Here is a 21,608-nt window from a genome sequence, read left to right on the forward strand (position 1 = left end):
TTTAAACGCTAGGATCGTTAAGAATGAAGATCGGAGCCGCTTTACTCAGAATGGGAGCCTTTTTATAGTTTTGTGTACAGAAATATGAAAGACGAATTTGATGACAAAGAGAGAAATTTTTCTTCCGGCGATCGCTCAAACTTTATTTTTGGGCGAACAGAACTATATTTATTGCTGCTGTTGTTCGTGGGTGGCATTACGATAGACTACTGGTTTAGGCATCACCCACAACAGCTTTGGCGATCGCCCACCGAGCAGCCTGCGGGTCTCAATCCACCATCCCCCAAACCGCTGCTTTAACCGGAGGATCGTCAACGTCTGCACTTTTCCCAAAGGCAAAATGATACGCATCGGAAAACTTATCTGGAGTCGCTTTTCCCATCAACTGTTGCGTCCCAAGCGATTGGCGATTTTTGAAGCCTGCCTGATTGGGCTAGTGTCAGGACTGGCTGCGCTACTGTTGGCACAAGGAGTAGGTTGGCTCGGCGGCTGGCGGCAGCAGGCAACGCATTTAATCCCGGCCTATATTGCGCTGCCCTTGATCGGGGCCCTAGGCGGATTCTTGTCTGGATTCATAGTCGATCGCCTGGCTCCGGCCGCCAGCGGGAGTGGCATGAGCGAAGTCAAGGCGGTACTCGCCAACGTTCCGATGCCTTTGAATTTACGAATTGCCCTAGTGAAGTTGGTCAGCGCCACCCTCATACTCGCTGCCGGCATACCCCTCGGACGAGAAGGCCCGACAGTACAGATTGGGGCAGCGTTAGCGAGTCAACTGAGTCGATGGTTTCCAACTTCACCCGACCATCGCCGTCAGATCCTCGCAGCCGGGGCCGGAGCGGGACTTGCAGCCGCCTTTAACGCGCCGATCGCAGGTGTTTTATTTGTGGTCGAAGAACTGTTGCAAGACGTGTCTGGAATCACCTTGGGAACCGCGATCCTGGCTTCGTTCATCGGGTCAGTTGTCGCTCGGATCAGTGGTTCGCACAATCTCGATTTAGACCTGCATCTTGTTGTCTTTAATACCAGCTTTTCTGCTGCTGAGATTCCCTTTTACCTGCTGCTAGGAATCCTAGCAGGCGGACTTGGCGTGCTGTTCAATCGCTCAATCCTGACAAGTTTGACGTTGTACCGCCGCTTTTTCCGTGTCAGCTTACCCTGGCGCATCGGATTTGCTGGGCTGATTACGGGAATTGCACTCGCTGCCTTACCAGATATATTTCGAGACAATGCCGGACTCAAAGAATTGCTATTAACCGGAAATGCAGACTGGCAACTCGTGGCGATCGTCTTTTGCATCCACTTTTTTCTGATCGTCGTCACCTACGGTTCTGGCGCACCGGGCGGGTTGCTGATTCCCAGCATGGTACTCGGTGCAGCGTTAGGATACCTCGTAGGAGTCGCGGAACACCAAGTTTTGGGTTTAAGTCTGGCAACCACTTATGCACGGGTGGGGATGGCGGCATTTTTCTGTGCGGTTGCTCGCACTCCGATTACTGCGGTAATCCTGGTGTTTGAGATGACGACTGACTTTAATTTAGTGTTGCCGCTGATGATCGTATCTGTGACTTCTTATCTGATTGCAGAATTGCTTGATGAGGGTTCGCTTTACGATCGCTTGCTGGCCTTTAAAGGCATTCACCTGACGAAAGAAACGAGCGCTCAAGATCCTTGGACAGATTTAACTGCATTGAATGTGATGCAGCCGAAAGTAGAAACGCTTTCTAGTCTAATTCGGCTGGAAGAAGCGTTACAGGCATTTTCTGTGTCTTCCCACCGCACGTTTCCGGTGGTAGAAAGCGGCAAGCTTGTCGGCATTGTAACTCAAAAGGATATTGCCAACTTTTCTGCACGAGGATTGAATGGTGAGAATCTTGTCAGCGAGTTGATGACACCAGAGCCTGTTCGCATTAACCCAGAAGATACGCTTGCTTATGTGCTGCATTTGCTCGATCGACACAATCTCCATAGCTTACCAGTCGTAGAAGGACGGCGATTGGTCGGTATTATTACCCGCAGCGATATTATTCGCGTTGAAGCAGCCTATCTCAACAACGAAAATCTCGCTCAACCAAAGGTAGAACGAGCTCGGATCGTTCACCAAACCAAATCGCCAGAAACGGGACAAGGGCGCATCCTCGTGCCGTTGAGCAATCCAAAAACATCCCTGACGCTGTTAGAAATGGCAGTGGCAATTGCCCGCGATCGCAACTATGAAATTGAATGTTTGCAGGTGATTGTTGTGCCAAGACATGAGGCGCTTGCAGAAACTCCAGTAAAAACGGCGGAGTGTCAAAAGCTACTAAAGCAGGCAACCCGTCTGTGTCAAGCGTGGCAAGTTCCGATCCATACCCAGATTCTAGTGGCGCATGATTTGTCAAGTGCCATTCTCGAAACGATCGAAGAGCGACATATCGATCTCGTCTTCATGGGGTGGAAAGGCAGCACTAAAACACCGGGGCGGGTTTTTAGTCGAGTTGTCGATACTATGATTCGACAGGCTATTTGTGAAGTAGTGTTGGTGAAGTTAACCGATCGAGCAATTTTTGAGCGGTGGTTAGTACCAATGGCAGGCGGCCCCAATGCCCAGCAAGCAGTTCGGTTGCTACCTGGATTGATTTCTATGAGCAAAACCGCACAAGTCAGATTATTTCATGTGTACGATGCTTCTGAGGAGCGCCAAGCCGATCGTGCTGACTTTGAACCAACCGAGGAAATCTTGAAAGTTGCCGCTGAGTTTCTCAAGCCCCAAGTGAATGCCTCTATCTTGACGACTTCTGTATGTGCTGATTCTGTGTCGGCGGCAGTATTGAGTTATGCCAAGCAGGATGGAAGCGATGTGATTATTTTGGGTGCGAGTCGAGAGGGATTGTTGCAACAGATGAAACAGGGAAATATTCCAGCCCTGATTTCTCGTCAAAGTAACTGCAATGTGATTTTGGTGAGAGCGTTTTGAAGCATGAAAATGAACCACAAAATATCTCATATCCGGTTGATTAGCCGCAATACGAACCGTTTTTGTTATAGTAATCTAGCGGATACGATAGGAATCGTGGAGCGATCGATTGACATATTTCGCCATTGGTTCGTAGTGCGGACTGAAGTCCGCTTTATAGAAACCGCTTTCGTCGGTTAGGACATAGACTGGAAGTGGTTCTATGTGCTATAGCAGTTCTCACAAACATGAGGTATTGATCGATCCATGAATCCCCCAATCTAAAATCTAAAATCTAAAATCTAAAATCTAAAATCTAAAATCTAAACCTGTACCTCACCTTTTTGAGAAAGGCTATAATTCAATGACCCTAGTTCCCTGCGGGTAGCAACGGATATTTATCAGCCGGCTGCAAATTGACCCCGAAATAATTTATTATTAATCTAAAATCTCAATAAACATGATAAACTACAGGAGTGTAATCTCTAAACTTGAGCGTCTTACAGGGTCAGGCAATTGCTTGGCAAGTTAAGAGCAGCTTAGATTACTCTGACTCCGGTCACGGACATCACATCTCGTTCACCAAACAGGAGAAAAAATGAGTTTTTGGGATCAATTCAAGCAGAACGTATCAAAAATTAACGATTCTTTGCAAACCAATATTTCCAAATTTAAAAATAATGAGTTTGCTGATGCTTCAATGGCAATATGTGCATTGATTGCTGCTGCTGATGGCACTATCAATTCCGCTGAAAGACAAAAGACGGCGGCTCTAATAGTTTCAAATGAAACACTCAAAATTTTTCCAGCGTTGGAATTGAAGCAAAAATTTGAATTCTATTGTGAGAAGCTATCACAAGACTTCGATTTTGGTAAAATTGAGGCTATCCAAGCCATATCAAAACTCAATAAAAAACTAGACCAAGGTCGTGCTGTCATCCAAATCGGCATTATCATCGGTGGTGCAGATGGTAATTTTGACAGCGATGAAAAGAAGATTGTCAAAGAAGCTTGCCATGCTGTAGGCATTAATCCTGGGGAATTCGACCTTTAAATTCAACTATTTTCTGGTTCATGCCAATCAATTCTTCAAAGCCTTATATTTGCGAATAGCATTGTTCATTGAGTTTATTTGCTCTGCATGAAATGAAGGAGGCATTAAGCTATGAACTGTATGAACAAGTCCATTGTGCATGACATCGGTCGGAAGTGCAGAATGATCGAGTCCTAGTGTATGTCCTATTTCATGGGCAATGGTATTTGCAATTAAGTTAGATTGTTGATTGACATTAAGTCTGGCATTGTCAGAAGCATAGAATACTTGGTCAATGCGAATAATCGCCCGATCTGTCACCATTCCATACTTGAAACTAGCCACGCCGAGATAGTCAACGGGCTGATTATCCGCGAATATATAAACATGGGTAAAGTCTGAGCCCCACTCTTTGGGATCGGGGGGATCAGAGGTCAAAAATACCTTGATGCTTCTAAACGCGCCGTAGAGTTTGGAGAAGGCGTCCATCAACAGGAAAAAGATCGCTTCTCTACTTTCTGGTGCGACATCCATTCCTGATACATCTACCCAAATACAACGGCGAAAATCGCTATCCCGATCGCTTAGAAATCCTCCACAGGAAGGGCAAAACTCCCACTGAGGCTGGATAGGGGAACGACAGCCTTGACAGCGGAGTTTCGGGGTTCTAGTTAGGTTTATCCGTTGAGAAAGCGGGAGTTTTAGCTGGCGATTGTGTTTGGTTAAGTCTAGGCGATCGTACAGAGACATTGATTCGGTATCTGATTCCAGCAAGTAAGAAGCATCTAGATATTGACCGAGTGGTTAAGCGTAGGCTTTCACAAGTTCCTGTAACCCATTAACCTTAACACCGTTACCGATCGCCGCCATTTTCCACTCATCATTATGCTTGTAGATTTCTGCCATGAGCATCCCCGTCATGCCTTTGTATTCAGAACCTGATAGGTTATATTTTGCAAGTTCTTGATTATTAGACTGATTAACCAAACGCACAAACGCATTTTGAACTTGTCCGAAGTCTTGCTTGCGCGAAATGCAATCGTAAATGTTAACTGTAAAAACCAGTTTGACAATTTCTGAGGGAATCCGAGATAAATCGACGAGAATTTGCTCGTCATCCCCGTCTCCAGCCCCTGTTAGATTATCACCTAGATGCGTAATAGATCCTGAACGGTGGGAGAGATTGCCAAAATAAATGATATTGGCCATATCCTTCACTTTGTCATTTTTATCTAAACAGATCGCTGAGGCATCCAGGTCATAATCTGGAGCATTGCTAAAAGCCCCAAACAAACCCCCACCTGAGCGTTTTGCCACATCCCACCCTAATCCGCAGATCAGTTTTGTTAGCCCTGGCGCTTCTTTGGAAAGCGAGATGCGCTGTCCTTTCTGTAGGTTAATTCCCATGTGTTTTACCTTTTAGCTTTTAGCTGCTATAGCGATCGAGTAATGCTTGCAAACCACCTTGATAACCGGAGCCCACTGCATTGAGACGCCATTCGCCGTCTTTCCGGTAAAGTTCAGCCATGATCAGCGCTGTCTCTACGGAATAATCTTCTACAAGGTCATAGCGAACAGCTTCTTGTTGTGTTTGGGAATTAACGATCCGCACGAAGGCATTGTGCACCTGACCAAAATTTTGATGGCGTTGCTGTGCTTCATGGATGGTGACAGTTACAAGAATTTTTTGGACATCATTAGGAACTTTTTTGAGGTTGATTTTGATAACTTCATCATCCCCATCGCCGGCCCCGGTGAGATTGTCTCCCATGTGCTGCACGGATTTATCGGGATCGGGGCTTGTGAGATTGTTGTAAAAAATGAAGTGATTGTCAGAAATTAATTTGTCATTAGCACCTAGGAGGAACAATGCTGAGTCTAGGTCAAAGTCAGAACCCGTGTCTGTAGCTTTAACGTCCCATCCCAGTCCTATGAATACTTCTGAGAGACCGGGTGAAATTTTTTCTAGCGATACCCGTTGTCCTTTTGTCAGAGATACTGCCATGATTCAATCTTCCTCTTTATTTTAGAAGTGGTGAGGGAGGCGCGGACTTAAAAAGTTTTTTAAGTCTTTGCTGAAAAGAAGCGTATAATTTAAAATCTTAAATAATCAGAATATTAGCTCACTGTACAGATGTCAATAGAGATTACAAATGTTAATTATTTTTTGGAGATTTGAGTACAAAGCAATCATTCCCTGCCTCAGATAGTGGTGCTATCTCAGCTTGGGTATTGTGATTGTGTAGTTTGACAAACTCGCCGCTACTTTGCCAAGTTTGTGATCATTACCGGGGGTTGCCACAGGGCAGGCAGCTTGGAAGTCTCGTGTTTCGGCAGATCGACGCCACAATTCGATGGTGTTGCGACTGATTCCAAAAACTTTAGCGGCTTCGATTTTCTTCATGCCATCCAACCCCAGCCCTGGGATGACCTTCTGACCGAGTTCGCCATTTTACGGTTTGGGCATCGGCACAGCGAAGCTGTCGCTCCGCAGGATTTGGGACTATTTCTATGCTATGTCCTAACAGCCTTGGCGGTTGCTATAGTTTGGTTTAAATGCCGATCGAGCCGATCGAACTTATTACCCGATCTAAAAATGTCAATCCCGGTTAATCCGTAGTGTCGGGGAGAGTTTCGACTACATACTCCGGTACATACTCAGCAACATTTTCAGGTCGATTCTCTGGCAATTTTTCTGGCAATTTATAGGGCAAATTTTCCGGTGGATGTTCCCGCCTCACCCGCCGGATCGGGAGATTTGCAATCAATGCTGTAGCCCGCTGATCGCTAGCTAGCGAGAACTCCGACTCGGTAGTATCAATTTCCACATAGCGAGACACCACCTCTAGAATTTCTCGGCGCATCGACTCAACCATTTCGGGGCTGAGCTCTGAGCGATCGTGGGCTAGAACCAGTTTGAGGCGACGTTTTACATCGTCGCGGCTGTTGTCAGGGGGGTGCGGGAAAAGTCTTTCGAGAAGTGTGTACAGCATGGGTAGATCTGGTTTGTCAAGGGTTGGGCATAGAAAAAATCACTGGGGAAAATTTCGGCTACTTTTTGTGATGCAGTGGCTGCTGTTCAAGATCGATCGCCAATATTGCAGCACATCACATAATTTTAATGTTTAAGAACTTGCGGAGTCGAGTAAACAAGTTTTCCCGACGGGGATTGAGATCTAGAAATTCAACTTTTTCGCCTTCTAAGCGGCGGGCAATATTGTCGAAGGCAGTTCCAGCTAAAGAGGCTGTTTCCGACAATACTAATGGTTCGCCTCGGTTGGTGGAAACGATGACGCGCTCGTCGTCGGGAACAACGCCTAACAGCGGAATGGCGAGGATTTCCCGCACGTCTTGCACCGACATCATATCATTTGCCAGCACCATTGCGGGCCGAATCCGGTTGACGATTAGCTGGATTTTCTTGACGTTGTTGGCTTCCAGCAGGCCGATGACTCGATCGGCATCACGAACAGCAGCGATTTCTGGAGTGGTGACAATGATACCTTCTTGCGCCGGGGCGATCGCATTTTGAAAACCCTGTTCAATTCCAGCCGGAGAGTCGATCAAAATATAGTCATACTTTGGTAACAACATCCCCACAAGCTGCTTCATTTGCTGGGCGCTGATGGCATCCTTCATCCGAGTTTGAGCAGCCGGCAACAGCACCAAACGCGGCTGCCGCTTATCTTTCACCAAAGCTTGCTCTAACCGGCACTCTCCGGCGAGAACTTCTAATGCCGTGTAAACAATCCGGTTTTCTAAGCCCAGCAGCAAGTCTAAATTTCTGAGGCCGAAATCGGCATCAATTACGGCAACATTGCGCCCCCGCTTAGCTAAAGCCATGCCGAGATTAGCTGTGGATGTGGTTTTTCCCACTCCGCCTTTCCCTGATGTAACAACAATAATGCGAGCCATAAGCGATTTTAGATTTATTGGTCAGTAGTCATTGGTCAGTAGTCAGTAGTCAGTAGTCAGTAGTCATTGGTCATTAGTCAGTAGTCATTAGTCATTGGTCATTGGCAATTAATCTTATTATTTGTCGTTTGTTGGCAATTATTTTATGAGAATTGGGCCGCAATCTGTTATTCATTGAATCAACTCAACACTCAAAACTCATAACTCTCATTGTTCTACGAATTGTCTCTAAATTTGCACTGAAATTTTAAAATTTCCTTGACTGACTAATTTCGCCAAGACCAAAATTATCAAGCGCCGACTTAAAGAAAAATAGTATTACTAATGACCAATGACCAATGACCAATGACCAATGACTAATGACCAATGACTAATGACTAATGACTGATGACTTATTACTCATTACCGCCGATTAACTGCGATTTGTCAAAATCAGAGGCTCTGCCGATCCGAATCCCCTGAGGCGTCACATAGGCGACTTCCGGGAAAAACTGAGCGGGTGAGGTTTCTGGGCCTCTGGCAACGTACTTAGCAATCCTAATCACCATCGGTTCCATCTGCAAGGCCATAATCACGCTGTTGGTGTTGCCGCCGGCACCAGCGTGCACGACGCCCCGCAAACGGCCCCAAACTAGGATATCGCCTCCGGCGATGACTGAGCCACCGGGATTTACATCTCCCAAAAGTACGATCGTCCCTGGATGACGAATTTCTACGCCCGATCGCACTGTCATCTGCAAATATAAAGGTTCCGCCAGCGATTGCGGTTTTTGGGCAGTGGATTTATTCAGGGAAGAAACCGGAGGCTGCTGTTCTACACAATAGCCGGCAGTAGCTGCGGCAACGGCGGTTTGGCGGCGGCTGGTGTGGACTCGTTTGAGTTGCAGTTCCACTTCAGAGAGGGCATCGGCGATTTCTTGCAGTTGGCGGATATCTAAAAGTCGATCGCTCCCCATCAATTGTACTTCTGCATTTTCCTGCCAAAAGCGTTCTCCAGCATTTAGCCTAACTTTTAGCTGTTGCCAAAGTTCAGTCCAAGTCGATGCCGTACCAGTTGCGGCTTCGTTATTGGTTTCTGGGGGAAGTAGCAACAATAGCTGTCCATCTTCAGTCTTGAGTCGGACTTGCAGCTCTAAGCTGACTTCGGGTGTTGATTGAGGGGCGGCAGCAGCAGCTCCGGCGGAGGCATCGGGTGTCATGGGACGGTTTGATATCGGGTAGAGACAGGTTAACATCAATATTAGCCTGAGTAGTCTTTTGCCTCAGCTTTTGGGGCGAAAAGTCTGGTTTTTTTATTTTTAACCGCAGGTAAGGCAATTATATTTCGTTTGTCACCAAGATTTTTTTTTAATTAACCGCAGAGGGCGCAGAGAACACAGAGAAATAGAATTAAGATCGGAATAAAGTAGGGTGTGTACTCCGCACCAAAGGCGGGATAAGTAGCGCGTCAAACCACTTTTTGTCTAAGTCCTGTAATTATTAATTTTTAACTACTTTATGCAGCAAATAGAACTTTATCGCGGTAGTCTTCTCGGTTTAGCAGTTGGCGACGCTTTGGGAACAACTTTAGAATTCCATCGCCCCGGAACATTTGAGCCTATTAACGATATGGTTGGCGGCGGCCCTTTTCGACTGCAACCGGGAGAGTGGACTGATGATACATCAATGGCACTTTGTTTAGCTGAAAGTTTGATTGAGAAACAAGGTTTCGATCCAGTCCATCAATTAGAAACTTATCTCAAGTGGTGGCGAAACGGACATTTGAGCAGCACTGGTGAATGTTTTGATATTGGCAATACGGTGCAACAAGCACTTTGGAAGTTTGAAGATACAAGAAAACCTTACTGCGGTTTTACCGATGCTCAGACTGCTGGCAATGGTTCCATTATGCGTTTGGCTCCCGTACCTTTGTTTTATGCTACAAATCCTTTAGAAGTCATAGAAAAATCGGGAACAAGTTCTCGCACTACTCACGGTGCTGCTACTTGCGTGGATGCTTGCCGCTATTTTGGTACTTTAATTGCGGGGGCTGTGAATGGAATTAGCAAAGATGTGTTGCTTTCGGAAAGATATTGTCCGATCGCCGAATATTGGGCCGCGCACCCCCTGGTGGCAGAAATTGATGAAATTGCAGCGGGTTCTTTTAAACGGCGACAACCTCCTGAAATTAAGGGTACTGGTTACGTAGTTAAGTCATTAGAGGCGGCACTTTGGGCATTTTATAACAGTTCGTCTTTTGCCGAAGGGTGTTTGTTGGCGGTGAATTTGGGCGACGATGCGGATACAACTGGTGCGGTTTACGGACAGTTGGCGGGGGCTTTTTACGGCGAATCTGCTATACCGGAAAAATGGCGATCGCAATTGGCACATCGCTCTTTAATTGCATCTTTCGCCGAACAACTCTTGACTTTAGGACTTACGCACGGGTGACTATAAACTGAGTTTTTATGCAACAATAGCCGTAGCCGTAGGGTGCGTCGCCAGCAAAATTCTCCGTTTAAAAATCGACAATATCACAGCGACGCAACTGACCAAACAATTATGTAAACTAGCCTCATTTTTCCTGTTAAAAAACACAAAATTGGTCATTTGTTTGAGAAAAGATATTACTTTGGCTCTCGCAACACGTAGCCAACTCCTCGAACCGTATGCAGCAAGCGTTTTGAGTTACTTGCTTCTAACTTGATCCGTAACGCCCTAATATACACTTCAATAATATTTGACTCGCCCATAAAATCGTAACCCCAGACTTTTTCTAAGATGCGATCGCGCGTAATCACTTGACGGGGATTCCGCAGCAGAAATTCCAACAAATCAAACTCTTTAGCTGTGAGTTCAATTAATTGATTTTCTCGATAAACTTCACGGGTTAAACAATTTAAAGTTAGGTCTTCAAATTCTAAGCTATCCGGGTCATTTGGTTGGAGGCGACGGAGACGTGCTTTCACTCTCGCTAGAAGTTCTTCGATACTGAAAGGTTTAGTCACATAATCATCAGCGCCAGCATTTAATCCCGTTACGCGATCGGGTACTTCATCTTTTGCTGTTAACATAATTATTGGTACTTGCACGCCAGTCGATCGCAACCTTAAACAAATATCCAATCCAGAGATACCCGGAAGCATCCAATCTAAAATCAATAAATCCGGTTCAGCCGTGCGGGCTATCATCAATCCATCCAATCCATTGGGGGCGACGGTGACGTGATAGCCTTCTAGAGTAAGTTCAGATTCGATGAACTTCGCTAGTTTAGGGTCATCTTCAACCAAGAGAATGCGATCGCTCATAGCTGCGGATTCCAGACAGGTAAGGTGATAGTAAAAATACTACCTTCTCCCGGTTTAGAACGGAGCGTGATACGTCCATCCATACCTTCGATCAGGCTTTTGGCGATCGCCAATCCCAGCCCTGTACCGTCCCTAGAGCGAGTCATAGACTCATCCACCCGGTAAAACCGCTCAAAAATCCGGTTTTGATGGGGCAGAGAAATCCCAATTCCGCGATCGGCCACATGAATCATCACCTGCTGTTCCTTCTTTTCTAAGACTAACTCAACTGGTTGTTCAGGAGCAGAATACTTAATTGCATTATCAACTAAGTTAATTAACACTTGTTGCAAGCGATCCTGATCCGCACAGGCGACAACATCCTCATAAGTTGGTACTAAAATAATTTTTCGATTGCTCACTTTTTGACTCATTTCGGCAACTTCAGCCACCAGAGTATTCAGCATCACCGGATGCAAGCGAAAGTGCAGGTTGCCGCTATCAGCCCGTGCCAAATCCAGCAAATCTTCTAACATCCGAATCGTGCGTTCAGTTTCCCCAACCGCTGTTTCCAGTGCTTGCTGCTGATAATCACTTAAATTAGTGCTGCGGCGCAGCAAACTTTGTAAATAACCAACAACAACCGTCAGCGGAGTGCGTAATTCGTGGGAAACATTACCAACAAATTGGCGTTGTTGCTCCCAGGAACCAGACAATCTAAACAACATCTCATTAAAAGTTTGTGCAAGTCCTAAAATCTCATCAGGAGCCTGATGCAGTTGGAGTTTTGCCGCCTGCAAATTATCAGCAGACAAAGTGCTAGCTATCTGACTCATCTGTTCCAAAGGATGAAGAGCATGACGAATGCGACTGGCGATCGCCACCATCAACACTAAGATTACCACAATACAGACAACAATTAAACTCCGAATCCCATCATTTAATTGACGTTGCTCATCAGTGATATCTTGAGAAAAATATACCGTACCCAGCAATTCATTTTTAATCCGTAGAGTCGTGCTACAGATCACCAAATAGCGATCGTCCACCTGAACAAAAGTCGGCTCAGCAGGTACTTCCGTCAACGAGATCATCTTCGTAATTTTAGAAGATTGCATATCCATATCAGGTGAATTCACCAAAAGCATCCCATCCTTTCGCTTCACCCACACCATAATTCCTCCTGTAGAAGCTTTATGAACACTTCGAGTCAAGCCAATTTCTAGTGAACCCATTTCACTATAAAGTTCAACCTGTTCGGGAAAACGCATTCCAATATATTCCAGCGTTTGTTTGTGGGCACCAACTAGATTTTGCGACCTTTGCCAGCCAGCCCAAAATGCCACACTGCTAAGTCCTAAAATCGACAGCACTAGCAATTCTAGTGTTAATCGAAACTGAAGTGAAGAAGTGGAAATTCGCTTACCAGTGAGATGGTTGAGGACAGATCTAAATCGGGGAAATTGCTTCATTTTTCTTGTAAGTATTAGTGATAGTAATTAAGTATAAAAATTATACAAATTCCAACTAGAGCAATCAAAAGCAGCAATTGTGGGATGGGCATCTTGCCCGTCCCCCAAAGGTGGTTTATTTGGTATGAGTGAGTCCAGAAATGTAGATAAAAAGATCCATCAGAATGCTCGCTTAAAAGTTTTCCGCAGTGCCTTTTATCTGGTTAAACTCAAAGCGTCGAACATAATCTGCTTCACCATAAAGATTAAAACTAATTGTTGGTTCATCTCCGAGGGCTTCCACATGATGAATCGCATCAGGCATCAAGCACAAAACGTCACCAGGTGCAAGCAAAATATCGCCCACTGTTTGAATTTTATCGGGAAACTTCGCAATTGGCGATCGCCTCCACAAAGTATTTTTCTCCTCTCCACCCAGTAGCGCCACCACTCCCCAACTCGCATGATTGTGAATCGGAGAAACTGTACCCGGAGCCCAAGCCACCAACTGCACCGTCAGAGGAAAAAACGGTTCATCATAAAGTGTTTGTACCGCCCAGCCAGTCTCAGAGTCAGGCTCAAGGAGAGACATTTGAAACCAGGGGGAACTATCTAACAACCTGCGAACAAGGGGACAAATTGCCTGGAGTCGTAAAGAATCATCACTAATTTGCTCTAAGACATCTTCCAAGTCAGTTAAAAAGCGGTAAAGTCGGTAGGGATGAGTCAAATCTTCAATTTGATTAGTAGCTTCGCAAACATGGTACTGTCCATCATCCGTCACTAACCAGTCTTTTCCTGTCATAAATTTGACACCAATGATCGGGGTTGATCTCCACTCTATAAGATATTCCTGCTAACTAGATGATGCGTTCCTAATTCCCAGATGAATTTTTGCTGAAGAAACGGACAGATCCAGCATTCAGAGTTTTATCTCCCATCCATCTCTTCCTCATCTAGCACTCATATTCTTGAGTGTTAATGTAAATAACCTCAAGTCTTGAGGACAACAAAAGATCAGCAGATTTGCCAGAAAGCAAGAATTTTCAAGCAAATATCTAGCCTGAAACTACTAACAATTTATCTAGAATTAAACACATGAAAGTAAAATACATTACCACGATCGCCATTGCCACCATTTTAGGTTTGGCAACAGCTAATGTTAGCTACGCCAATCTCAAAGCTTCAACAAACTCAAACTCTACAACCGTTTCATCCAAAATTGCAGAAGCCAATCCTTGCGCTGGTAAAGCCAATCCTTGCGCTGGTAAAAATCCTTGCGCTGGTAAAGCCAATCCTTGCGCTGGTAAAGCCAATCCTTGTGCTGGTAAAAATCCTTGCGCGGGTAAAGCCAATCCTTGCGCGGGTAAAGCCAATCCTTGTGCGGGTAAAGCTAATCCTTGTGCGGGTAAAGCCAATCCTTGTGCAGGAAAAAGCAGCACAACAACTGTTCATCCTAAGTATTATACCGAGAAAGGCGTAGCCCTTGATGGTCAGGATGTCGTAGCCTATTTCACCCAAAGTAAATTAGTGATGGGAGTTAGCCAATTTAAACAGGATTGGGGCGGAACAACTTGGATGTTTGCTAGTGCAGCAAACCGCGATATGTTTGCTCAAAATCCTGAAAAGTATGCTCCTCAATACGGTGGATATTGCGCTCAGGCTGCGAGTGAAGGCAATCTTGTTGCCACCCAGCCTGATGCCTGGAAAATTGTTGATGGGAAGCTTTATCTCAACTACGACAAGAAAGTACAAGCACAGTGGATGGGTGATATTCCCGGTCACATTGTTTTAGCAAATAAAAATTGGCCGGCTATTTTGAATAACAAAGAATTATTTCGCTAACTTCTAATAGGACTTGGGCGCGGGTACTCAGTAACTGTTTTTTTAACTGTCATACTTGGCTCAAAGTCACATTTTGTACCGCAAATAAGTTTTTTTACTGCTTGCGGGATGCCCACCCCGCCAGCAATTTGATGTTTGGTGCCACAGGCATCTTGTCTGTGGCTGCTGACGCCTACCCGACAACAAACTTGCTGTTTTGTGGAACAGGCATCTTGCCTGTTCTTGAGAATGGTGTAACATCTGAGGTTCGATCGACTTTAAAAACAAAAAGGTTCTTTATGGAATTTAAAGATTTTATGGCTTTGCTGCATCCCGTTGTAGCTGTAGCGATCGTTTTTCCGATGCTGGGCGTGGTTCTGAATATGGCTTGGCAAACCATGCAGCGCCGCCAGCAAATTGCATCCGGGGATAAGAGCAAAATTCCTCCTGTAGTCGGCGCAGAACACGTCAAAGCAGGTAAAATTCTGTCAGGCTCTGTGGTAGGAGTGACGCTGTTGGGGCTAGGCTACCCGATTTTTGAGCATATTTTGAGCAAGGATGTTTGGAGTAAAAACTCGTTTCAGGTCATTTTCATTGTGCTGATGTTTGTTGCGACGATCGCCTCTTTGGTCATGTTGTATCGATCGACACCGGCGTTATGGCGTGGCATATTTGCGACTTTGACTGGTGCTGGCTTGGTGATTCTTGGCACTCAAGATGGCGTTTATCGTCGCACCGATGAATGGTATTGGTCTCACTACTACATTGGGATCACCGCTGCGCTACTGATGGTTTTCTCCCTTGCCATAATTCAAGACATCTACAAAGATCGATCGAATCGCTGGCGCACTGTCCATGTCATCTTGAACTCGATCGCTGTCATGCTGTTTCTGGGACAGGGAATGACTGGAACCAGGGATTTGCTAGAAATTCCTCTAAACTGGCAGAAACCCTATATTTATAGCTGTGACTTCCCCAATAAGACCTGCCCCAAACCGTGAGCGATCGGGGTTAATTTTTAAATATATTGTTGCGCTTGGGCGCTCTTTCCTGTTATCCAAAAGAGCGCCCAAGCGCAACAACGTACCTTTATTTAATTTGAAAAAAGTTCTTGACATTTGCCACAATCTGTGATTAAGTTACTAACCCCGGTATTGGTAGAAAAAAAATATTTACAAATCTTAAATTTTTATTAACTTAAGTATTATAATCGAGGTAACTTCCAACTAAGTATTTATTCTCACTAACATGATAGCGGATCAATTTCCTTGGCTAACCGCGATAGTCATCCTACCCCTCATCGCTGCCCTCGCCATCCCTTTTTTGCCCGATACAGACGGCAAAACTGTGCGCTGGTATGCGCTGGGTGTAGGCATTACAGATTTTGTATTAATGTGTTGGGTGTTTTGGACGCACTACGATCCGAGCATCTCTACTTTCCAAATCGTCGAGAAATATTCCTGGATACCTTCTTTAGGCCTCAACTGGTCTGTTTCGGTTGACGGGCTGTCGGTTCCGCTGGTGTTGTTGGCGGGATTGGTGACGACGCTATCTATTTTTGCTGCATGGGAGGTCGATCGCAAGCCGCGATTGTTCTACTTCCTCATGTTGGTGATGTATTCGGCACAAATCGGAGTATTCGTCGCCCAAGACATCATGCTGCTGTTCATTGTTTGGGAATTAGAACTAATTCCGGTGTACTTGCTAATCTCGATTTGGGGCGGACAAAACCGTCGCTACGCAGCTACCAAATTCTTGATTTACACCGCCGGCGCTTCCATCTTTATTTTGATAGCTGCCTTAGCAATGGGATTTTACGGCGGAGGAAACGTTACCTTCGACATGGTAGAACTCGGCTTGAAGGACTACCCGCTAGGTTTAGAAATCCTGCTTTATGGCGGATTGTTCATTGCCTTCGGCGTAAAACTGGCGATTTTCCCCTTTCACACATGGCTACCTGACGCCCACGGTGAAGCATCTTCTCCTGTGTCGATGATTCTGGCTGGCGTGTTGCTGAAAATGGGCGGATACGGACTGATTCGCCTGAATTTAGAACTTCTTCCCAAAGCACACGTTTACTTTGCACCGATTATGGCGGTGCTCGGCGTGGTTAATATTATCTACGGCGCGCTGAATTCCTTCGGCCAAACGAACATGAAGCGCCGCCTTGCGAATTCGTCGATTTCTCACATGGGATTCGTGTTGTTGGGTATTGCTTCCTTCACGGATTTGGGAATCAACGGGGCGCTGCTGCAAATGATTTCCCACGGTTTGATCGCCTCAGTATTGTTTTTCCTGGCTGGCGTGACTTACGATCGCACTCATACCATGATCATGGACGAGATGGGCGAGATTGGGAAAGTGATGCCGAAAGTGTTTGCCTTGTTTACAGCAGGCGCGATGGCTTCTTTGGCACTCCCCGGTATGAGCGGTTTTGCTAGCGAATTGTCAGTGTTTGTGGGCGTCGCAACTAGCGATATGTACAGCACTTCTTTCCGCGCGGTGATTGTGTTCCTGGCGGCAGTGGGACTGATTTTGACGCCGATTTATTTGCTCTCGATGCTGCGACAGTTATTTTACAACTGTGGAACATTGGCGGCTTGCGACATCGAAGATCTAAATTTGCTGAATCAGAGAAATAATCTTGATGCAGCGGTTTGTTTCGGTAATAGTTGCGTTTTGCCTGGTGATGCACCGTTTATTGATGCTAAACCTCGCGAAGTGGCGATCGCATTTTGCTTTTTGATACCGATTGTCGGCATTGGTTTTTATCCCAACATGGCGATGCAGGTTTACGACGCGAAGACTGTGGCGGTGAATGCCGAAGTCCGCGAATCTTACATCCAAATCGCTCAACAAAATCCTCAGATTTATGCGAAGGGATTTTTGGCTCCCAAAATTGCACAGGCTCCAACTACGCCTGCTTTGGGCAAAATTACTGCCTCTGAATCTGCCTCGGTTTTGGGCATTGTCAAATAATTTTATTGAATTCTGTTTTTGTTGAAAATCGGGCGATCGCTTTTTTTGAAAGGGCGATCGTTTTTTTGTAGAAGGAAGCAGGCCATTCGGCTTCGCGAGCGAGTAACAAGAGGGAACAGAGAAGAAGCAATTAACAACGTCCTAACCATCTTTGCGGTTGCCTTAGCGCTGAATTTCTGCAATAATCCGCGCTAGATTTTCCCTAGCATATCCCACATCCAGGGTTGATTTATATTCCAACAAAGATGCAACTTTGGTCAGAATATTTAGCGGTTCTTCAAAGCCTGTAGTTGTCATAAACAAAACTTGCAGCCGATTTTTAACTAATTCTAAAATAGAGCGACTTCGAGCCTCTTTAATCTCTTTTTGTTGAGCAATACTCGCGCTCAAATTGTGAGTTTTCAATAGCCGCATTCTTTCTATTCCTTGCGTCTTCACCGTCTCCAAAACCTCTGCTCGAATCTGCTCGACTAATCTTTCGCTTACATATTGCACGATTAAAGGCTGAAGCATAAAAACAGTTTCCCCGCCCTCACTGATTTTTTCAATCAGCGAGCGACGACCCAGAGAATCGAGATTTTTTAGCAAATCGGAAAGCGACGAATTGACTAACATCTGTTCTCGCAAAGTCGCCAGGGAAATCGGACCTTCAGCAATAGCCAGCCAATAGGAAATCTCTTGTTCTGAACTCGACATTCGATCGAACTGCTGCGCGAGCAAATTGCTGATGTGTTCTTCAATAAATAACGCCGTCGCTTCCAAAAATTTGCCAACATTCCCATCAAAAAACTCGTGAATCGTTGTCGCTACAATCTTCAATGCTAACAGATTGCCTCCGTACCGGGTTAACAATATTTCCCATTCTCTATCTTGAGCCGATAAGCCTTTTTCTTGGAAAATTTCCCTGGCTATTTCCTGGGAAATCGCCGGTTTTAAAGACTTGACTTTTTCTCCCGCCAGCAAAGCCATTTCCGTAGGTTCTTCGGAACTAACTAGGACAAAACAGCTATGGTGATTGACCTCACAGAGCCGCACAATTAAATCTCGATATCCTTCGCAGCCTTCGCGGTAGTGTCCCGCTAGTGCGTCGGGTTTGAGCACTGATTCAAAATCGTCTAAAATTAGCAGACAGCGGTGTTTCCGCAGATAATCGATTAATCGCGAAATTTTGCCGTTGAGGTCTGCTGGTAAATCAGGTCTTTGTTGGTTAGAAAAAAGTTGAATTAAGCTAGCGAGGAAGTCGGATGGTGCTGGAGTCGATCGCAGCGATCGCCAAATCACAAAATCAAACTCATCCTGTACCTGTTTTGCCAACTGCACCGACAGAGTTGTTTTACCACTACCGGCCAAACCCAGCAGCGCTACTACCCGACAATTATCCGATAGAATCCACTGCTTTAAAGTAGTTAATTCTTCAGTCCGTCCGTAAAAAACCGCAACATCCGGTGCTTGGCCCCAATCTTCCTGTCGGCGGGCGATAGGCATTTTGAACAGAGATCCTTTACTTCGACTAAAATCGATCGAACCCTGCTCCGTGTGGTATGAAAATAGCAACTGATGCCTCAATTCCGAGAGCTTTCCAGGGCCGTTCCCCGCAATCTGAAACTTTTTGTAAACTTCGCCTAATCTTTTGCGAACTGCGATATCGCTAATGCCAAGCTGGGTTGCAATGGTAGCCGTAGATTGACCATCGAGAGCCATAAACAGAGTCTCTAACTCGGCATCTGTGACACCGCGCTCTTTGGCGATCGTTTGCACAAAGTTTTGAGGGATCGGAGTAGTCAAAGTAGGAATCTCGCCTGTACTAAAAATATACATTCTATTATATTCTGTAACCTGGCTCAGTCCTCAAATCCGGGGACAGGAAGTAGTAGAACCTATTCTAGGGTGGGGGTCGGCGCGGCAATTAATCTGTAGCACTCAACGATAAATCTCCAACCGCGCCGCCACCACCGCGAACAAACAACCGGGTCAATTTACAATTCCTGAAAGCAGCTCTGTATCAGCCAAAAACCTTCGTACTATCGCGGTATTTTTCGCTCGAAAGCAGCCGCCAACTCCCATCGCCCAAAAGTTCCAAAACCTGCTGGTGATATTTCAACAAGCTCAATCGGTGGCCGACACTCACAAATGTAGTTTGAGTTGCTTGCAACTGCTCGTATAAAACTTGCTCATTCTTCAAATCTAAAGCACTTGTCGCCTCATCCAAAATAGCATATCGCGGTTTCGTCAACAACAATCTGGCAAAAGCTAAACGCTGCTGTTCTCCCAGGGACAAAATCTCGACCCAATCTAAAGCCTCATTAAAACCGCCCAATCTGTCCGGCAAATCTGCTAAATTTACTAATGCCAAAACCTGGCGCAATTGTTCCTCATCAACCTCGCTGCTGGTGTTGGGATAGAGAAGTTGCGATCGCAAACTGCCCAAAATCAGATAAGGACGCTGCGGCAAAAACAGCATTTCTCGCAGTTCCGGCCGCGCCAGACGACCCGTTCCCGAATCCCACAAACCCGCAATAGCCCGCAGCAAAGAACTCTTCCCAGAACCGCTTTGACCGACAATTAACAGTCCTTCTCCCGGCGACACCGCTACGGACAAATCCCTAATCAAAGTCTTTTGATGCTTGGGAGTATCTAAAGTAACGTGTTTCAGCGTCAACTGAGAATCTACTACGACATCTATAGTAGTTCCTTCTGCACGAGATACCGCCCTTTCTGCTTCCAAAGTATCTGTAAATATAGTTAAACGATTGATGCTAGCTGCAAAAGAACTAAGCGGTTCAATGCGACTGACAATCAGTGAAAAAGCGGCTAAAACCTGACGGAAAGCAAAAGCCGCCTGAGTGATGTCTCCAAACTGGATCGTATCGGTTTTGTCGGCAAAATAAGCAGGAGCGAGAAACAAAGCCGGAATAATCACCACAGCATACCCGTATCCAGTTGTAAAATAATTCAAATTTCGCTGCCAGCCAATTAGCAAATTAAAATTGCGAAATACTTCCACGAACCGCTGCTTTATTTGCATCGATTCTCGCTCTTCCCCCCCATAAAAAGCAATTGATTCAGCATTGTCGCGAATGTGAACCAGTCCGTAGCGCAAATTAGCTTCTTTTTTAAGTTGCTCGAAATTCAGAGGCACTAATCTTTGACCAAAAATCAGAGTGGCGATCGTGCCCAAAATAGCATAGACAACCAGGAAAATCGAAAGTGGTTTCGAGATTGACCACAGGATACCTGTGAAAGATATAATATTAACTATTGAAGCCAGGATTGCCACTATAAATGTCAAACTTGTCTGAGTAAACGATTTAACATCTTCAGAAATTCGTTGGTCGGGATTGTCGATTTCCTTGTGTGAATTTATTTCATAATAAGCCCGATTCTTAAAATACTTGTCCAGGAACTTATTTGTCATCCATTCCCGCCAGTAGAGACTCAATTTATCTTGGGTGTAGCCGTAAATTACTACAATAGGAGTGCCGACTGCAAAAACCCCTGCATAGACAAAAAGATACTTCCAATAATTGAGCTGGTCTTTCTTTGCTAGTGCTGTGTTGAAAAAGTTGCTGACGTAACTAATTATTACATTCAAGCCGCTGACAGACAGGGACAATAACAGCAATAGAGCCAATAATGCCCACGACTGCCAATGCGGTCTCAATTTGCCTTTGACTAATAAAAAAATGCTGAAAGGAATAATTAGCATCAAGGCAATAATAAGCATTGCCGGAGACTGAATAATTCCTTGCAACAAACTAACTAACCCAGCAGCAATATTATTGACAAAAACGGGAAAAAGAGCGACCCCGCCCAAACATACAGCACTGACGAGTAAAAACATAGCAGCGAAGAGAAATATCAACAACAGCGCTACTAATCCCAGAAAAATCTTGCCTCCTCCAGGCTCTAAAGGATAAAAGTAAGGCTGAGCGATCGCAATAAATCTCTTCCACAACTGACGGTCAAATCGATTCATCTTTGCTGTTTACAAAACTACTTCAACTGTTTTAACATATCAAGTTTTATTACCGAGTGTCGCAGTAATTTATTTGGGAGTTGAGCGAAGAAATTGGGTTTCATATCATGTGCGCGGTCAGTACAATTAAATTGGTTCGATCGTTCGGACTTTAGTCCTCATGAAAATCAGAGGACTGAAGTCCTCGCTACCAACCTGATAACGGTTATTTGACCGGACACGATCTTAATTA

18 protein-coding genes are annotated in these 21,608 nt (G+C 45.3%); 7 read left to right on the top strand and 11 right to left on the bottom strand.

The window, feature by feature from the left end; genetic code table 11:
- Positions 1–84 precede the first annotated feature (84 nt).
- From K4039_RS17910 to K4039_RS17920, 3 genes are all read left to right on the top strand, one after another.
- Positions 85–300 (top strand): hypothetical protein, encoded by a 216-nt coding sequence (locus K4039_RS17910; RefSeq protein ID WP_265237087.1) that lies wholly within the window; start codon positions 85–87, stop codon positions 298–300.
- 40 nt (positions 301–340) lie between these two features.
- Positions 341–2,953 (top strand): chloride channel protein, encoded by a 2,613-nt coding sequence (locus tag K4039_RS17915; RefSeq protein WP_265237089.1) that lies wholly within the window; start codon positions 341–343, stop codon positions 2,951–2,953.
- Positions 2,954–3,530: 577 nt separating this feature from the next.
- Positions 3,531–3,986, top strand: coding sequence for a tellurite resistance TerB family protein (locus K4039_RS17920; protein ID WP_265237091.1), 456 nt, complete (start codon positions 3,531–3,533; stop codon positions 3,984–3,986).
- Positions 3,987–4,013: 27 nt separating this feature from the next.
- Here K4039_RS17920 and K4039_RS17925 read toward each other — a convergent pair whose 3' ends face one another.
- From K4039_RS17925 to minC, 6 genes are all read right to left on the bottom strand, one after another.
- Entirely contained in the window at positions 4,014–4,499 is a 486-nt protein-coding gene (locus tag K4039_RS17925; RefSeq protein ID WP_265237092.1) for a matrixin family metalloprotease, read from the bottom strand.
- 270 nt (positions 4,500–4,769) lie between these two features.
- Complete coding sequence (locus tag K4039_RS17930) at positions 4,770–5,372, bottom strand: TerD family protein (protein ID WP_265237093.1); 603 nt, start codon at positions 5,370–5,372, stop codon at positions 4,770–4,772.
- Positions 5,373–5,391: 19 nt separating this feature from the next.
- Positions 5,392–5,970, bottom strand: a complete 579-nt coding sequence (locus tag K4039_RS17935) for a TerD family protein (protein WP_265237094.1) — start codon at positions 5,968–5,970, stop codon at positions 5,392–5,394.
- A 604-nt stretch (positions 5,971–6,574) separates the two neighbouring features.
- On the bottom strand, positions 6,575–6,958 hold the full coding sequence (minE, locus tag K4039_RS17940; protein ID WP_265237095.1) for a cell division topological specificity factor MinE: 384 nt from the start codon (positions 6,956–6,958) through the stop codon (positions 6,575–6,577).
- Between the two features lie 115 nt (positions 6,959–7,073).
- Positions 7,074–7,880, bottom strand: coding sequence for a septum site-determining protein MinD (gene minD, locus K4039_RS17945; RefSeq protein WP_265237096.1), 807 nt, complete (start codon positions 7,878–7,880; stop codon positions 7,074–7,076).
- 395 nt (positions 7,881–8,275) lie between these two features.
- Entirely contained in the window at positions 8,276–9,079 is an 804-nt protein-coding gene (gene minC, locus K4039_RS17950) for a septum site-determining protein MinC (RefSeq protein WP_265237097.1), read from the bottom strand.
- Between the two features lie 298 nt (positions 9,080–9,377).
- Between minC and K4039_RS17955 the strand changes: the two genes are divergently transcribed.
- Positions 9,378–10,310, top strand: a complete 933-nt coding sequence (locus K4039_RS17955) for an ADP-ribosylglycohydrolase family protein (RefSeq protein ID WP_265237098.1) — start codon at positions 9,378–9,380, stop codon at positions 10,308–10,310.
- Positions 10,311–10,486: 176 nt separating this feature from the next.
- On the opposite strand, the gene K4039_RS17960 is transcribed toward K4039_RS17955, so the two are convergent.
- The 3 genes from K4039_RS17960 to K4039_RS17970 form a co-directional block, all read right to left on the bottom strand.
- On the bottom strand, positions 10,487–11,167 hold the full coding sequence (locus tag K4039_RS17960) for a response regulator transcription factor (protein WP_265237099.1): 681 nt from the start codon (positions 11,165–11,167) through the stop codon (positions 10,487–10,489).
- Complete coding sequence (locus K4039_RS17965; RefSeq protein ID WP_265237100.1) at positions 11,164–12,618, bottom strand: HAMP domain-containing sensor histidine kinase; 1,455 nt, start codon at positions 12,616–12,618, stop codon at positions 11,164–11,166. The genes K4039_RS17960 and K4039_RS17965 overlap by 4 nt, the downstream gene beginning before the upstream one ends.
- Before the next feature lie 172 nt (positions 12,619–12,790).
- A complete protein-coding gene (locus K4039_RS17970; protein ID WP_265237101.1) occupies positions 12,791–13,402 on the bottom strand; it encodes a cupin in 612 nt (203 codons plus the stop codon).
- A gap of 293 nt (positions 13,403–13,695) precedes the next feature.
- Between K4039_RS17970 and K4039_RS17975 the strand changes: the two genes are divergently transcribed.
- From K4039_RS17975 to K4039_RS17985, 3 genes are all read left to right on the top strand, one after another.
- Positions 13,696–14,442, top strand: coding sequence for a YHS domain-containing (seleno)protein (locus K4039_RS17975; protein ID WP_265237102.1), 747 nt, complete (start codon positions 13,696–13,698; stop codon positions 14,440–14,442).
- Positions 14,443–14,720: 278 nt separating this feature from the next.
- Positions 14,721–15,422, top strand: a complete 702-nt coding sequence (locus K4039_RS17980) for a DUF4079 domain-containing protein (protein ID WP_265237125.1) — start codon at positions 14,721–14,723, stop codon at positions 15,420–15,422.
- A gap of 247 nt (positions 15,423–15,669) precedes the next feature.
- On the top strand, positions 15,670–17,400 hold the full coding sequence (locus K4039_RS17985; RefSeq protein ID WP_265237103.1) for an NAD(P)H-quinone oxidoreductase subunit 4: 1,731 nt from the start codon (positions 15,670–15,672) through the stop codon (positions 17,398–17,400).
- Positions 17,401–17,562: 162 nt separating this feature from the next.
- Here the strand turns inward: K4039_RS17985 and K4039_RS17990 are convergent, their stop codons facing one another.
- Complete coding sequence (locus K4039_RS17990; RefSeq protein ID WP_265237104.1) at positions 17,563–19,185, bottom strand: NB-ARC domain-containing protein; 1,623 nt, start codon at positions 19,183–19,185, stop codon at positions 17,563–17,565.
- A gap of 217 nt (positions 19,186–19,402) precedes the next feature.
- Entirely contained in the window at positions 19,403–21,376 is a 1,974-nt protein-coding gene (locus K4039_RS17995) for an ABC transporter ATP-binding protein/permease (protein WP_265237105.1), read from the bottom strand.
- Between the last annotated feature and the right edge of the window lie 232 nt (positions 21,377–21,608).

Origin of the sequence: Lyngbya sp. CCAP 1446/10 (assembly GCF_026130175.1) — a bacterium.
Lineage (GTDB): Bacteria > Cyanobacteriota > Cyanobacteriia > Cyanobacteriales > Microcoleaceae > Microcoleus.